14 protein-coding genes are annotated in these 13,929 nt (G+C 65.3%); 7 read left to right on the top strand and 7 right to left on the bottom strand.

Annotated elements, in window-relative coordinates; all coding sequences use genetic code 11:
- The 3 genes from RCP37_RS18140 to RCP37_RS18130 are packed head-to-tail and all read right to left on the bottom strand — an operon-like array spanning position 1 to position 2,662.
- Positions 1–393, bottom strand: coding sequence for a Rieske (2Fe-2S) protein (locus tag RCP37_RS18140; protein ID WP_308484375.1), 393 nt, complete (start codon positions 391–393; stop codon positions 1–3).
- Positions 394–1,536 (bottom strand): amidohydrolase family protein, encoded by a 1,143-nt coding sequence (locus RCP37_RS18135; RefSeq protein ID WP_308484374.1) that lies wholly within the window; start codon positions 1,534–1,536, stop codon positions 394–396.
- Positions 1,537–1,564: 28 nt separating this feature from the next.
- Complete coding sequence (locus RCP37_RS18130) at positions 1,565–2,662, bottom strand: amidohydrolase family protein (protein WP_308484373.1); 1,098 nt, start codon at positions 2,660–2,662, stop codon at positions 1,565–1,567.
- A 268-nt stretch (positions 2,663–2,930) separates the two neighbouring features.
- On the opposite strand from RCP37_RS18130, the gene RCP37_RS18125 reads away from it, so the two are divergent.
- Together RCP37_RS18125 and RCP37_RS18120 are read left to right on the top strand one after the other, a co-directional pair.
- The gene (locus RCP37_RS18125; protein WP_308484372.1) at positions 2,931–3,947 is read left to right on the top strand and encodes an acyl-CoA dehydrogenase family protein; all 1,017 of its coding nucleotides are present in this window, start codon (positions 2,931–2,933) and stop codon (positions 3,945–3,947) included.
- On the top strand, positions 3,931–5,115 hold the full coding sequence (locus tag RCP37_RS18120; RefSeq protein WP_308484371.1) for an acyl-CoA dehydrogenase family protein: 1,185 nt from the start codon (positions 3,931–3,933) through the stop codon (positions 5,113–5,115). Before RCP37_RS18125 ends, RCP37_RS18120 begins: the two co-directional genes overlap by 17 nt.
- A gap of 47 nt (positions 5,116–5,162) precedes the next feature.
- Here the strand turns inward: RCP37_RS18120 and RCP37_RS18115 are convergent, their stop codons facing one another.
- From RCP37_RS18115 to RCP37_RS18100, 4 genes are all read right to left on the bottom strand, one after another.
- On the bottom strand, positions 5,163–6,545 hold the full coding sequence (locus RCP37_RS18115; protein ID WP_308484370.1) for a cytochrome P450: 1,383 nt from the start codon (positions 6,543–6,545) through the stop codon (positions 5,163–5,165).
- Between the two features lie 16 nt (positions 6,546–6,561).
- Complete coding sequence (locus RCP37_RS18110) at positions 6,562–6,756, bottom strand: ferredoxin (protein WP_024440885.1); 195 nt, start codon at positions 6,754–6,756, stop codon at positions 6,562–6,564.
- A 63-nt stretch (positions 6,757–6,819) separates the two neighbouring features.
- Positions 6,820–7,680, bottom strand: coding sequence for a mycofactocin-coupled SDR family oxidoreductase (locus tag RCP37_RS18105; protein WP_308484369.1), 861 nt, complete (start codon positions 7,678–7,680; stop codon positions 6,820–6,822).
- A 57-nt stretch (positions 7,681–7,737) separates the two neighbouring features.
- Entirely contained in the window at positions 7,738–8,439 is a 702-nt protein-coding gene (locus RCP37_RS18100) for an SDR family NAD(P)-dependent oxidoreductase (protein ID WP_308487140.1), read from the bottom strand.
- A gap of 235 nt (positions 8,440–8,674) precedes the next feature.
- On the opposite strand from RCP37_RS18100, the gene RCP37_RS18095 reads away from it, so the two are divergent.
- From RCP37_RS18095 to RCP37_RS18075, 5 genes are read left to right on the top strand one after another with little or no spacing between them, the layout of a single operon-like run.
- Positions 8,675–10,177, top strand: a complete 1,503-nt coding sequence (locus tag RCP37_RS18095) for an aldehyde dehydrogenase family protein (protein ID WP_308484368.1) — start codon at positions 8,675–8,677, stop codon at positions 10,175–10,177.
- A complete protein-coding gene (locus RCP37_RS18090) occupies positions 10,174–11,379 on the top strand; it encodes a CaiB/BaiF CoA transferase family protein (RefSeq protein ID WP_308484367.1) in 1,206 nt (401 codons plus the stop codon). Before RCP37_RS18095 ends, RCP37_RS18090 begins: the two co-directional genes overlap by 4 nt.
- A gap of 29 nt (positions 11,380–11,408) precedes the next feature.
- Complete coding sequence (locus tag RCP37_RS18085) at positions 11,409–11,597, top strand: hypothetical protein (protein WP_308484366.1); 189 nt, start codon at positions 11,409–11,411, stop codon at positions 11,595–11,597.
- Entirely contained in the window at positions 11,597–12,898 is a 1,302-nt protein-coding gene (locus RCP37_RS18080) for an MCE family protein (protein ID WP_308484365.1), read from the top strand. Before RCP37_RS18085 ends, RCP37_RS18080 begins: the two co-directional genes overlap by 1 nt.
- Complete coding sequence (locus RCP37_RS18075) at positions 12,895–13,923, top strand: MCE family protein (RefSeq protein WP_308484364.1); 1,029 nt, start codon at positions 12,895–12,897, stop codon at positions 13,921–13,923. The genes RCP37_RS18080 and RCP37_RS18075 overlap by 4 nt, the downstream gene beginning before the upstream one ends.
- Positions 13,924–13,929 lie beyond the last annotated feature (6 nt).

Below are 13,929 nucleotides of genomic sequence, written 5' to 3'. Positions count from 1 at the left end.
TTAGGCCTGGACGAGGACGTCGTTGCCGACTACCCGCACCGGGTAGGTGCGGATGCTCCACTCCGGTTTGACTGCGGTCGTACCGGTGGCGAGTTCGAAACCCCACTGATGCCAGGGGCAGTGGATGTATTCGAGGTCACGGACCATGGCGGCGTCGCCCGGGCTCTCCTCGTCGACGACGGTGCGCCCGCGCAGTCGGCCAGAGCACAGCGGACCCCCCTGATGCGGGCAGAAGTTCGCGATCGCATAGAACGTTCCATTGATGTTGTACACGCCGACTCCGTGATGCCCGATTGGCACGAGCTTGTGCGTGCCGGAAGGGATTTCATCGATCGTGGCAACAATGTGCTCGCGGCCCTGGGCCAGCCGGGGCCGCTGCTCGTCGTGACTCATCTAGAACACCCGCACCTGTCCCTCGAGGGCCGGGACCGTGTCGGGCAGGTGGTAGGTCTGCAATCCGTTTTTGAACATCACCGCTTCCCTGGCCGCCTTGGGTAGGTGTTTGACCAGCCAGCGCGGGTCGTCGAAGGTCCAGTGCGGGTAGTCCGAGGAATAGAGCAGGATCTTCTCGCACTCCATCCATTCCAGGGCCCGCGCGAGTTCGGTCTTGTCCTCGGGGTAGTCCAATGGCTGCGTGGTGAATTTGATGTGGTCCTTGACGTACTCACTCGGCTTGCGCTTGATGTCCACCCATGACTTGCGGGCCGCATAGATGGCGTCCATCCGCCACATCAGCGGCAGGATCCAGGTGAAGGCGTGTTCAACGAGCACGATGCGCAGGTTCGGGTGCCGGTCGAAGACCCCGTCGAACACCAGGCTCATCACCTGGTTCGCCGCCAGCAGCGAGTAGGTGACCATGAAGTCGTGGTTGTAGCTGGGCATTCCCACCGGCGGCATCGGCAGTTCTTCGTGATGGCTGCGGGACAGATGGCAGCTCACGGTGATGTCGTGCTTGGTGGCCGCCGCCCAGATCGGGTCGTACTTGGGGTCGCCCCACGCGGGCCGGGGTTCCGCTTTGATCAGGATCTGCGCCATGTAGGGGTGGCCGGCCCACTTCTCGATCTCGGCGACCGCGCCGGCCGGGTCCTCGATCGCGGCGCAGATCGAGCCGCGCCAGCGCTCATGCCAATTGTTCTTGGCGTCGAGCCAGTGGTTGGCCTGCCAGTCGTTGAGCGCGGACGACATCGCCTGCTGTGCTTCGGGAAAGCGGGCCGGGTAGGCGGCGGGCTCGAGTATCGCGTAGTCGGCGCCCGCTTCCATGATCAGCTGTTTGAACGCCAACTCCGGGTCGCTTCCCGGGAATTCGCCGTCGGCCGGGAACGCGTCAACGCGCATGGCATAGGCGTGTGCGTAGTCGGGGGCGTCGTAGTAGATCTGTTCGCCGACCCGGCGGGGCAGAAAGTATTTGCTGCGCCAGGGTTCGGGCAGATACTGCACCAGATCGCCGCGCCGGGGCACGGGATGAACGTCCGAATCCACGCATCGCACGGCGATTCGTTCGGCGGCGGGCTTGCGCTCGGTAGCTGTCACGGTCATCGTGAACTCCCTCGGTCCCTACTGCTCTCTAGTGTGCGCCCGCGACGGCCGGTACGGCAGGGACTTCTATGCCGTAGAGGCCAGCGGCGTTGCGCCAGCACAGCTTGTCGCGTTGTTCGGCGCTGAACGCGCGCGGAACGGTCAGTTCGTTGCGCTGCCAGTGCGGATAGCTGGACCCGTACATCACCATGTCGTCTTTGCCGGTGAAGCCGAACCATTCACCGGCGAAATCGGTGTCCCCGGGGCCATCCATGGCGCCCTGCACGAAGTAGACGTGGCCGGGCAGGTAGTCACTCGGCATCTTCGGCGCCCACGGCGTCTGCTCTAGGTGTGGTCGCCCGAAGGTGTCCATCCGCCAGATAAGCGGCGTCAGCAGATCCGCGGCGCCGTCGGCCCAGACGAACTTCAACGCCGGCATCCGCTCGAAAACGCCCTCGGCGATCATGTTCATCAGGTGGTACAGGTAATTGCATGCCATGAAGCTGACGTACTGCTCGTAGGTGCGGGGAACGCCGGACGGTGTTGGCGAGGCGGAGATGCCTGAACCCACCTCGATGTGCGCCACGACCGGGAGGCCGGCGTCGATGGCTGCTTCCCACAGCGGCCAGAACTGCGGTTTGCCGAAGAGCTCCCGGGATTGCAGTGGTACGCCGATCTGCACGACGCGGGGGTGGCTCTTCCATCGCTCGATCTCGCGCAGCGCGCCGGCGATATCGTCCGGATTGACTCGGATGGTGCCCCGGAAGCGCTCGCCGTGCTCAGGGTGGTCCAGCCAGCGTGACACCAGGATCTCGTTGTGCGCCGCGGCGATCGCTGATCCCAGATGCCGGTCCGGCATGACGCCGCGGGTCATCGGGTGCAACACGGCTACGTCGACTCCGCGTTCGGTGAACAGGTGTTGGGCGACCACCTCGGGGTCCGACCCCGGGTACTGGCGCTGCGGGCCGTCGGTGCCGGGCGCGTACTCGCCGCCCGGCGCGCCGTACCAGTCCATCTCGTAGTCGGGGAAGCCCCGGCTCTTGAACGGTTCCCGCATGAAGCTGCGTAGGTCGGAGTTGGATGCCGCAAAGACGTGCACGCTGGCGTCGATGACGGGCGTGCGCGTGCCGTCCGGGTGCTCGATCATCAACGCCGCCCTTCGTCGTAACGCCCGCCGGGCACTGTGGTGCAGTCACCGTGCCGCCCGACCCCCGGTGGGGACCATTGTATAGCTGTATTCTTTGCACGCAAGAACAAGGTTCTCATTCTGGCGTGTGATCGCCGCCCGCGGGTGGCGGGGCGTTGGGGCGATCGCTACCGCGTTGTGCGGTGATGACAAGGCATCTCAAGGCGAGATCGTTACATCCGTTAGCGAGAATGTTATTCTCGATCGGCGCTTGGGAGAGGTGGCTGCAATGCTCTTGGAGTTCGACGAAGATCAGCGACTGTGGCAGGGCACGGTTCGCGATGTAGTGGGTAAACAGTGTTCGCCCTCGCTGGTGCGCAGTGTCGTAGAAGGAGCAGTGGGGGAGGCCGAGCCCCTGGTCGACTCTCTCTGGAAGGTCTATGTCGACCTGGGCTGGACCGAGTTGCATGAGCCGGAAACCGCGGTAGAGCTGGCGATCGTCCTCGAAGAACTGGGCCGCGCGACTGATCCCACGCCGTTCCTGGCAACCATGACCCAGTTCGCGCCGCTGGCCGGTGAACACCACAACCCGGACGGTTCCACTGGCGCAGCGGTCTTCAGCGGGGTGACCGCGCACCGCAACGCCGGGGGCTGGGTGCTGGCGGGAACCGCCCTGCACGTCCTGGACGGCGATCGCGCCGATCGGCTGGCGGTGGTCACCGCGGCGGGCGTGTTCTTGGTCGACGCCGGTGCGGTGACGACGCGCAAGTCGGCCGTCTTCGATCCGACGCTACATGTGAGCGACGTGTCCTTCGCCGGAGTCGAGGTGCCCGACAGCGCCCGGGTCCGCGTCGATGTCGAACGGGCCCGCCACGTCGCGCTCAGCGGAATGGCGATGACGACGGTCGGCGCCTGCCAACGCATTCTCGACCTGGCGTTGGAGCATGTCCGCAGCCGGCAACAGTTCGGGGTGCCGATCGGCTCCTTCCAGGCCGTCCAGCACAAGGCCGCCGACATGCATGTGGCGATCGAACGCGCCCGGGCGCTGGCCTATTTCGCCGCGCTGACGATCGCCGTCGATGACCCGCGGCGGCGGATGGCCTCCGCCATGGCCAAGGCTGCCGCCGGGGAATGCCAGTCGGTGGTCTTCCGGCACGGGCTGCAACTGTTCGGTGCGATGGGATTCACCTGGGAGAACGACCTGCAGTTCGCGCTCAAGCGAGCCAAAGCAGGCGAGCTGATGTTAGGTGGTGCCGCGCAGCACCGGGCCGCGATCGCCGAGGAATACCTTGCAGCTCGCATTTGATCCCGAGGTCGAGGAATTCCGCGCCGAGTTCGCGGCATTCCTCGACGCCAACCTGCCCCCCGAGGCCGACACCATGGAGCGGCCACGTTCGGTGTCGCACATGCCGCAGTGGGCGCGCCGTTGGCAGCGACTGCTGTTCGACAACGGCTGGTTCTTGCCCGGCAATCCGCCGGAGTTCGGTGGCCGCAACGCCACCCTGCTGCAACAGTTCGTGCACCTAGAGGAGCTGTGCCGGCGACGCATTTATCACAGCTTTAATCCGCAGGGTGTGAATATCATTGCGGCATCTCTGCTTTCGTTCGGCAGTGCTGAGCAGAAGCAACGCTGGGCGGTGCCGATTCTGCGCGCTGAGATCACCGCCTCGCTGGGCATGAGCGAGCCGAGCGCGGGATCGGACCTGGCCTCATTGCGGACCAGGGCGGTACGAGACGGCTTAGAAGGGGATGCCTTCATCGTCAACGGCCAGAAGGTGTGGACCTCGGGGGCGCATGACGCCGACGTGCTGCTGACCTTCGTTCGCACCGATCCCGATGCGCCCAAACACAAGGGCATCAGTGTGCTGGTCATCCCGACCGACACCCCGGGAGTGGTGCGCCGTCCGTTCCCCACCATCTGCGGGATCGACGACCAAGACTTCAACGAGGTCTTCTTCACCGATGTGCGGGTGCCGGCGGAGAACCTGGTCGGTCCGCTGCACGGTGGCTGGCGGGTGGCCAACGGATCCCTGGGCCACGAACGCACCATGATGTGGCTGGGTTTCGCCGACCGGCTGGACAACATCATCGCCGACTTCCATCCCGAGGGCGCACTCGAACGTGACCGGTTTGCCACGGCGGTCATGGACTACCAGGCGCTGCGCCTGCTGGGGTCGGCAGCGCTGGCGCGCGCGGCGCGCGGCGAGGAGGACGTGGCCGCACTGTCGGTGCTCAAGTTGCTCGGCTCCGAGGCCGAGATGTTCGCCTCCGGTCACGCGCTGGATGCCGCCGGGGTGGACGGCCTTGTGCACCCAGCGAATTCGGGACAGTATGCGCCGATGAACCTCGACAGCTATTTCGCCAGCTGGTTCGAGCGCCATGCCCGCAGCTTCTCCGGAACCATCGCCGGGGGCACTTCGGAGATTCACCGCAACATCATCGCTCAGCAGGGGCTGGGCTTGCCCCGCGGCTGACTCGCCAGCCAGCCGCGCGAGCGTCTGATCACGCAAGGGCGCGAGCGTCAGTCGATGACGACCTGTTCTTTGAGTTCGGTGATCGGACGCGCGCACCCCTGCTCGTCGCAGATCCGCTGCAGCTTCTCCAGGGTCTCGTCCAACCCCGGCCCGAGCCGCTTACCCGGGGTGAAGGTCGCCGGCAGGTTCCGCATGCCCTGGATGACACCGATGGTGTCGTAGTGCACCGCCCCCTCGGAGTCGCACTGATAGTCGGGCATCCGGTCGAGCACCGCGGTCAGCATCGACTTGAAAACCGTGCGCGCCACGTTGGACCCGATGCAGCGGTGCACTCCCAGGCCGAAACTGAAGTGCCGGTTGCCTTTACGATCCATGATGATCCGGTTCGGATCCTCGAAGACCGCCGGGTCGCGGTTGGCCATCGCCCACGACAGCCACAGCCTCTCGTACTGCTTGAACTGCTGCCCCTCGACCTCGACGTCCTCGGCGAACGTCCGGCCGTCGCCCGGCGCGGGGGTGAAGAACCGCAGGAACTCCTCGGTCGCCGGATCCAGCAGCGTTGCGCGCTCCTGGCTGAGCCGGGTGCGCTCGGACGGGTTCTGGCCGAGCCATTCCAGCGCGTGTGCGGTCAGCGCCGTGGTGGTGTCGAAGCCGCCACCGATGACCAAGCCCAGGTTGCCCAGGATCTCGATATCGGGAGCGGGCTCACCGTCGATGCGGAATTGCATCAGCGCGTTGACCAGGCCGGGACGCGGGTTGTCCCGGATCTCCATCATGTTGTTGATGATGTCGATACCCATTTCGCGATGCTGCTCGTTGATCTTCTCGCGATCGGGCGAGTGCTCCGGGGTGTACACCGAGGCGTGGGTGGGCTCGCTGTAGACGTTCCACTTCTTGAGCTCGATGCCCATCATCGCGAGGGTGAACACCGCGGGAACCACGTTGGCCAGATGCTCGACAAAGTCGATTTGGCCCGACTCGATGTGCTCATCGAGTGCGGCGCGGGTGATCTCGTCGACGAATGGCACCCACCGCTTGATCGCGGCGGGGGACAGGTACGGATTCAGCGCGCCGCGGTAGGCGCTGTGCTCGGGCTCATCCATCTCCAGGATGCCGCCGCGCACGACGGTCGCGCGGCTGGCCTTGGGGATCGTGATGCCTTGGAAGGGTGTTTCGCCGCTGATGTCGTGATGGTTGGAGACGACGGGACAGCGGGCCAGTTCGAAGACGTGCTTGCTGTCGGCCGCCACCCAGTGCCCGTTGTAGGTGGGACTCCACGCCATCGGGCACTTGGCCTGCATCTCGTTGGTGATCTCTTCGAACTGATCGCGGTACTCCGGGGTGTGCCGGTCGAAGTAGAAGGTGTTCTTCTTCCGCTCGTCGGCTGCATCGTCTTGGCCGGTCGCGGCCAGGGAATCGTTGACGCTCAAGGAATCCTCCCTAATTTCATTCCTCGATGAGAATGGCTTGTTCGGGGCAGGAGTGTGCGGCCTCGCGCACGGCGTCCTGCTGATCGGCTGGAACCACTTCGGATACCGGCGAAGAGGTGCCGTCAATGTCGTTGAGCACGAAGGAATCGGGCGCGATCATCGCGCACAGCGTGTGGCCCTGGCATCGCTGTCCGTCAACGGAAACCTTCATGTTCTCGCTCCTTTCAACCGATTTCGGTGTGCGGCCTGCCGCTCGGCAAAGCCGCGGGCGTCATCAGATGTGGTAGTCGTACCACTTGAGATACCCACCGGCGTCCACCCGCAGCTGCATTCCGGTGACGTACCGGGCCTCGTCGGAGACCAGCCAGAGCACCGCGTTGGAGATGTCTTCGGGTTCGATGAACGGCACCTTCATCGCCTGCTGGACATAGAAGACCGGTTCGGCGTCGGCACGGGTCGGGTGTTCGAGGTCCGGACGGAACGAGCGATACATCGGCTCGCTCTGCAACATGTCGGTGTTGCAGTTGGTCGGGTGGATCACGTTGGCCCGGATGCCCCGCGGTGATAGTTCGGTGGCCAGGTCGTGCATGAACTGCGAGATCATCCGCTTGGAGGTCATGTAGGCCATGCCCCCCGGGTCGCCGCCCGGGTTGGGCTTGCTGTGTGCGTCCATCAGCGCGGCGGCCGAGGCGGTGGCCACGATCGCGGAGCCTTCCTTCAGGTGCGGCAGCGCCACATGTACGGCGTTCATGGTGCCGACCAGGTTGGTATTGATGACGTCGGTCCATGCCTGCAGCGGTGGCTGGCCCTTCATCCCGGCGATACCGGCTTGTGCGACAACGATGTCCAGCTTGCCCAGCTCGGCGATGCCGGCTTCCAGTGCTGTCTTGAGTGCGGCTGCGTCACGGACGTCGGCCTGGGCGATGATGCAGCGCTGGCCGGTCTTCTCGACGAAGTTCTTGGTTTCTTCGAGATCTTCGGGGGTGGCCATTTTGTAGCCGATGGTCTCGAAGTCGGTGCAGTAGTCGACGGCGATGATGTCGGCGCCTTCCTCGGCCAGTCGCAGTGCATGGCTGCGGCCCTGTCCGCGGGCTGCTCCCGTGATGAATGCGACCTTTCCGGCAACGCGTCCCACTGCTGTTCCTTTCGTTAGTGCCCATGCACGCCGTGGCGTGGCGAAATATGGTGAATGTCAGGTGTTTCGGCCGCCGTTGACGCCGAGGATCTGTCCGGTGATGTAGCCGGCCTCCTCGGACACCAGGAATGCGCAGGCCGCCGCGATGTCTTCAGGCTGTCCCATGCGCCGCACGGGGGTCTTGGCGATGTTGTCCTCGATGTTGCCGAGGAACCCTTGCCGATCGGCGTTGCGCAGCATGGGGGTGTCGATGAAGCCCGGCGGTACGGCGTTGACCGTGATACCACTGGGCCCGTACTCCAGTGCCAACGTCTTGGTGAGTCCGTTGACGGCGGACTTGGCGGCAACATAGTGCGCCATATAAGGAGTCCCGGAATGGGTGCTCGACGAGGAGATGTTGACGATGCGGCCCCAGCCGGCTTCGACCATGTCGGGCAGCACCGCCTGAACGGTGTGAAATACACCGTTGAGGTTGATGTCGATGATCTGCTGCCAGTCCTCGAAGCTGATGTGGCTGAACTTTTTGAAGCCGTCTTTGCCGGCGGCGTTGACCAGGATGGTGACCGGCCCGAGCTGTTCGCGGATCTGGGTCAGCGCGGCGTCGATCTGCGCGCGATCGGTCACGTCGGCGGCAAAGGCCAGATCCTGACCGTCAGGTTTGAGGTCGATGATGGCCACCCGGTGGCCGGCGGCACGTAATCGGTTCACGACTGCCGCACCGATACCCGAGGCGCCCCCGGTCACGACAGCAGTCCTCACGAGGCCCGTCTCGGTCACAAAGAATCTCCTTTCCGAGCGTTGAGAATCGTACTCTCGCATATCGGATTCTGGCAAGGTGCGCCGGCGTGGCCTCCTAGCAGCGAAAATGCCGTAGCTGCATTAACTCTCGCCGTAGAAGGGCAGGTTGCAATGCTTTTCGGACGCCCTTGAGTTCTCACATATGAGATGTATGATTCGCCGCAGATGAGAACCGAGTTACCCATCTGGAGGCTTGATGCGTTCGCAGGACACAGCAGAGACCACCGCCGATAGCTCTCTCGGGCAGGTTGTCGACCGGCGACTGCTGATCAACGGTGAACTGGTGGAGGCGGACGCCACGTATGCCTCGCTCAACCCGGCCACCGGCGAAGTCCTGGGCTATGCGCCCGAGGCCGGCGTCGAGCACGCGGTCGCGGCCGTCGCGGCGGCGCGTCGGGCCTTCGATACCGGCGACTGGGCCACCGACACCGCACTGCGGATCCGCTGCCTGGATCAGCTGCACAAGGCGCTCGTCGAACACCGCGAGGAGTTCGCCGCGCTCACTATCGCCGAGGTGGGCGCCACGGCGGCGCTGACCCAGGGAGCTCAACTGGACGGGCCGATCGCGATCGTGCGGTACTACGCCGATCTGCTCGCGGACTATCCGATGACCGAAGACCTCGGCAACGTCGAGAGTCGCGGAATGCTGCATCACCGTTGGGTGGAGAAGGAAGGCGCGGGCGTCGTCGGCGCGATCATCGCTTACAACTACCCCAACCAGCTGGCCCTGGCGAAGCTCGCGCCCGCGCTGGCCGCCGGCTGCACCGTGGTGCTCAAGGCCGCGCCCGACACCCCGCTGGTCACTCTCGCCCTCGGCGAACTGATCGTCAACCACACCGATATCCCTGCCGGGGTGGTCAATGTGCTCAGCTCGTCGGACCCCGCGGTCGGTGCCGTATTGACCACCGATCCGGACGTGGACATGGTCACCTTCACCGGGTCCACCCCCACCGGCCGGGCGATCATGGCCGCCGCCAGCGGGACACTCAAGCGAGTCTTTTTGGAACTGGGCGGCAAGTCGGCGGCCATCGTCCTCGATGACGCCGACTTCAACATGGCCGCGGTGTTCGCCGCGTTCTCGATGGTCACCCACGCCGGCCAGGGCTGCGCACTGACATCAAGGCTGCTGGTGCCCAACAGCCATCACGACGAGATCGTCGAGATGATCAAGACCAACTTCTCCCACGTGCGCTACGGCGACCCGACCGACCCCACGACCTACATGGGTCCGCTGATCAGCGCCAAGCAGCGCGACAAGGTCGACGCCATGGTGCAGCGCGCGGTGGCCGCCGGTGCCACCTTGGTGACCGGCGGGGAAAGGGTCGACCCCGGCTTCTTCTACACCCCAACGCTGTTGACCAACGTCGACCCGGACAGCGAGATCGCACAGGAGGAGGTCTTCGGACCCGTCCTGACCGTGATCGGCTATGACGACGACGATGATGCGGTGCGGATCGCCAACAACTCGATCTACGGACTGTCCGGTGCTGTCTTCGGCAGCCAGGACAGGGCGCTGGCGCTGGCACGCCGGATCCGGACCGGAACGTTCTCGATCAACGGCGGCAACTACTTCAGCCCGGACGCGCCGTTCGGCGGATACAAACAGTCCGGCATCGGCCGTGAGATGGGCACTGCTGGACTGGAGGAATTCCTGGAAAGCAAGACGTTCGCCGTGCCGGTCGCCGGAGCAGGCGGATGAGGCCGCTCGAGGGCGTTCGTGTCCTGGAAGTCGCGATGTACGGATTCGTCCCCTCGGCCGGTGCCGTGCTGGCGGAGTGGGGCGCCGAGGTCATCAAGGTCGAGCACGCGGTGACGGGTGACCCGCAGCGCGGCTTGCGTCAAACCGGCATGTTGCGGGTCGAAGGCGACCCCAACCCCAACATCGAGCACGCCAACCGCGGTAAGCGCAGCATCGGTCTGGACGTGTCGACGCCCGAGGGGCGCGAAGTGTTGCTCGAACTGGCAAAACGCGCAGACGTCTTTCTGACCAGTTTTCTTCCCGGTCACCGCCGCAAGTTCGCCATGGATGTCGAGGACATCCGTGCGGTCAACCCGAAGATCATCTACGCCCGCGGCAGCGCGCTGGGCCCCCGCGGCATCGAATCGGAAAAGGGCGGTTACGACATGACCGCCTTCTGGTGTCGCGCCGGTACCGCCGCCACCATCACCCCGCCCGGTATCGAGGGCATGATCGGCCCGCCCGGACCCGCCTACGGGGACACCATCTCCGGCACCAACCTGGCCGGCGGTATCGCGGCGGCGCTGTTCAAGCGTGAGCGCACCGGCGAGCCGTCGGTGGTGGATGTGTCCCTACTGGGCAGCGGCCTGTGGGCCATGGGCCATACGGTCGCCTTGACCAGTCATCTGGGCGAGCGCCTGATTCAACAGCCGCCCGGAGTGCATGGTTCGCCGATCAACCCGCTGGTAGGGGTTTACGCGACCGCCGACGAGCGCTACATCTCCTTTGTCATGATGCAGCCCACCAAGTTCTGGGCCGACGTGTGCCAACACATGGAACTGCACGACTACATCGACGATCCACGGTTTGCCACCGCGCAGTCCTTTGCCGAGCACACCGCGGCGGCCGTGGAAATCCTGCGCGCGGCAATGGCCAAGCGGACGCTACCCGAGTGGAGTGAGCGCTTCGCCACGCTGGCCGGCCCGTGGGCGCCGGTCCAGGACACCCTGCAGGCCGCGCAGGACGCGCAGATCCGCGCCAACGAATACATCGTGCAGGCAGGTGAACTCGAGTTGGTTGCCAACCCAGTGCAGTTCGACGTGGCCGCACCGGTGACCGGTGCGGCACCCGGATTCGCCGAGCAGACCGACGAAATCCTTGCCGAGCTGGGCCTGGACTGGGACCGCATCATCGAACTCAAGACCGTCGGCGCGGTCACCTAGGCGACCGGGTAGCAGCAAGGAGTTTCTCGATGCCATACATCGCCAAAGGCCACCCGGTGGGTGCCAGTGGTGTGGCACAGTGCGTAGAACTCTCCGAGCCTGCGGTGTCGGCGGTAACCATCGTGGAAGGGGCGGCAGCGGTGGTGCTTAGTGGTGCCGGAGCGCTGATCTGGGCTCACGATGACGGCTGCCTCAATGCTTCGGTGGCGGAGCGGTAATGGTCCTGGGAGCGACCGCAGATCCGCCGCTGGGCGGCCATCTCAATGATCCGGACCGAGCGGCGGCCGCCGCGGGCCGGCATCGGCCCGCCGGTACCCGGCGCCAGCAGCCGACCTACCTGCGTCCGCTGATCGGGCTGGTGACGGTGCTGACGATCGCGGCGGCGATCGGGCTGCCGATCGGCCTTTTCCGGGGCAGCTTCACCCGCACCGTGCCGGTCACGGTGCTGTCGCAGCGCGCCGGCCTGGTGATGTATCCCGACGCCAAAGTCAAGATCCGCGGTGTCCAGGTCGGCAAGGTCGGCGACATCGAGGCCAAGCCGGACGGTACCGCTGTCCTGCACCTGAAGATGGAACCCGGACAACTGTCGATGATCCCGGCCAACGTCAGCGCCCGGATCGCCTCCTCGACGGTGTTCGGGGCCAAGTTCGTGGATCTGGTGCCGCCGCCGGAACCGGTCACCGCCCGCATGCACGCCGGCCAGGTCCTGGCGGGCGAACACGTCACCGTCGAGATCAACACGGTGTTCCAACAACTGGTGCGGGTCTTGGACAAGATCGACCCGAAGAAACTCAACGAGACGCTGAGCGCCGTCTCGACGGCGTTCAACGGGCGCGGGCAGAAGCTGGGCCAGGCGCTCACCGACTTCGACAAGCTGCTGGCCGAGATCGAGCCCAGCCTGGGCACCCTGGAACACGAGACCGCCACCATGGCGCCGGTGTTTCGGTCCTACGCCGATGCGGCCCCGGACCTCACCGCCGCGCTGGGCGCCACCAGCACCATGAGTGAAAGCATCGTGACCGAGCAGAACAGCCTGGACACCTTCCTGCTCAGTGCCATCGGTCTGGCCGATACCGGCAACGAGGTCCTGGGCGAGAACCGGCAGGCCCTGACCGACTTGACGCAGGTGCTGGAGCCGACCGCCGCGCTGCTGGACAAGTACCACGAGGAACTCGGTTGCTCGATCGGTGGCTTGGTGCCGTTCGCCAAATCCCCGCCGTTCAACGTCCCCGGCATCATCATCACCGCCAGCTTCACCCTGGCCAAGGAACGCTACCGCTACCCCGACCATCTACCGAAGGTGGCGGCCCGCTCCGACCGTTCCTACTGCACGGAACTGGGCCTGCCCGACGTACCGCCGGAATACCGGGTGCCCGCGTTGATCGCCGACACTGGAGCCAACCCGTACGAGTACGGCAACCAGGGCATTCTGCTCAACTCCGATGGCCTCAAGCAGGCGCTGTTCGGGCCGATCGCTGGGCCGCCGCGCAACAGCGCCCAGGTGGGGATGCCGGGATGAGAAGCGGGCTCGGAACTCTGGTCAAGTTCGGCATCTACGCGGTGGTGATGGTGCTGGCAACGGTATTTCTGTTCGCGATCTTCGCTGAGGTCCGGACCGGCCCCACGGTGGGCTACCAAGCAGTGTTCGCCGATGCCTCCCGGCTCAAGGCCGGCGACAGCGTGCGGGTCGCCGGCGTGCGGGTCGGCACGGTCGGCGGCGTGTCGCTGCGTCCGGACGGAACGGTTTTGGTGAAGTTCCAGGCCGACCGCAACATTCCGCTCACCACCGGCACCCAGGCCTCGGTGCGCTACCTGAACCTGGTGGGTGACCGTTACCTGGAACTGGCCGATGGGCCGGGGTCGACTCAGCTGTTGGGAAAGGGAGCGCAGATCCCGCTCGAGCGGACCGCGCCGGCGCTGGATCTGGACCTGCTGCTCAACGGCCTCAAGCCGGTGATCCGCGGCCTGAATCCCGAGGACGTCAATTCGCTGACGGCCTCGCTGATCCAGATCATGCAGGGCCAGGGCGGCACCATCGACTCACTGATGTCGCGGACCTCGTCGTTCTCGAATTCCCTGGCCGACAACAACCAAGTGATCGAGTCCCTGATCGACCAACTGCGCACGACGCTGGCCACCCTGTCCAACGGCGACAAACGGTTCTCCGGTGCTATCGACCGGCTGGGCAAGCTGGTCGCCGGGCTGGCGGCCGACCGCGACCCGATCGGGACTGCGGTGACAGCTCTTGACCGCGGCACCGCATCGCTGGCCGATCTGCTCGGCAACGCCCGGGATCCCTTGACCAACACGATCACTCAGGTCGATCGGTTGACTACCGCGATCAACGCCGACCTGGCCGGCCTGGACATGTCGTTGCAGAAGGCGCCGGAGAACTACCGCAAGGCCATCCGGCTCGGGGCCTACGGCGGGTTCATCCAGTACTACATCTGCGCGGTTCAGGTCCGGGTCAGCGATACCCAAGGCCGAACCGCGGTGTTCCCCTGGATCAAGGCGGAGGAGGGCCGATGCAGCGACACCGACTGAGTGGCA

This window comes from Mycolicibacter sp. MU0102, from assembly GCF_963378105.1.
Taxonomy (GTDB): domain Bacteria; phylum Actinomycetota; class Actinomycetes; order Mycobacteriales; family Mycobacteriaceae; genus Mycobacterium; species Mycobacterium holstebronense.
The sequence above is the reverse complement of the archived record's forward strand: the minus strand, read 5'-3'. Positions and strand labels throughout refer to the sequence as shown.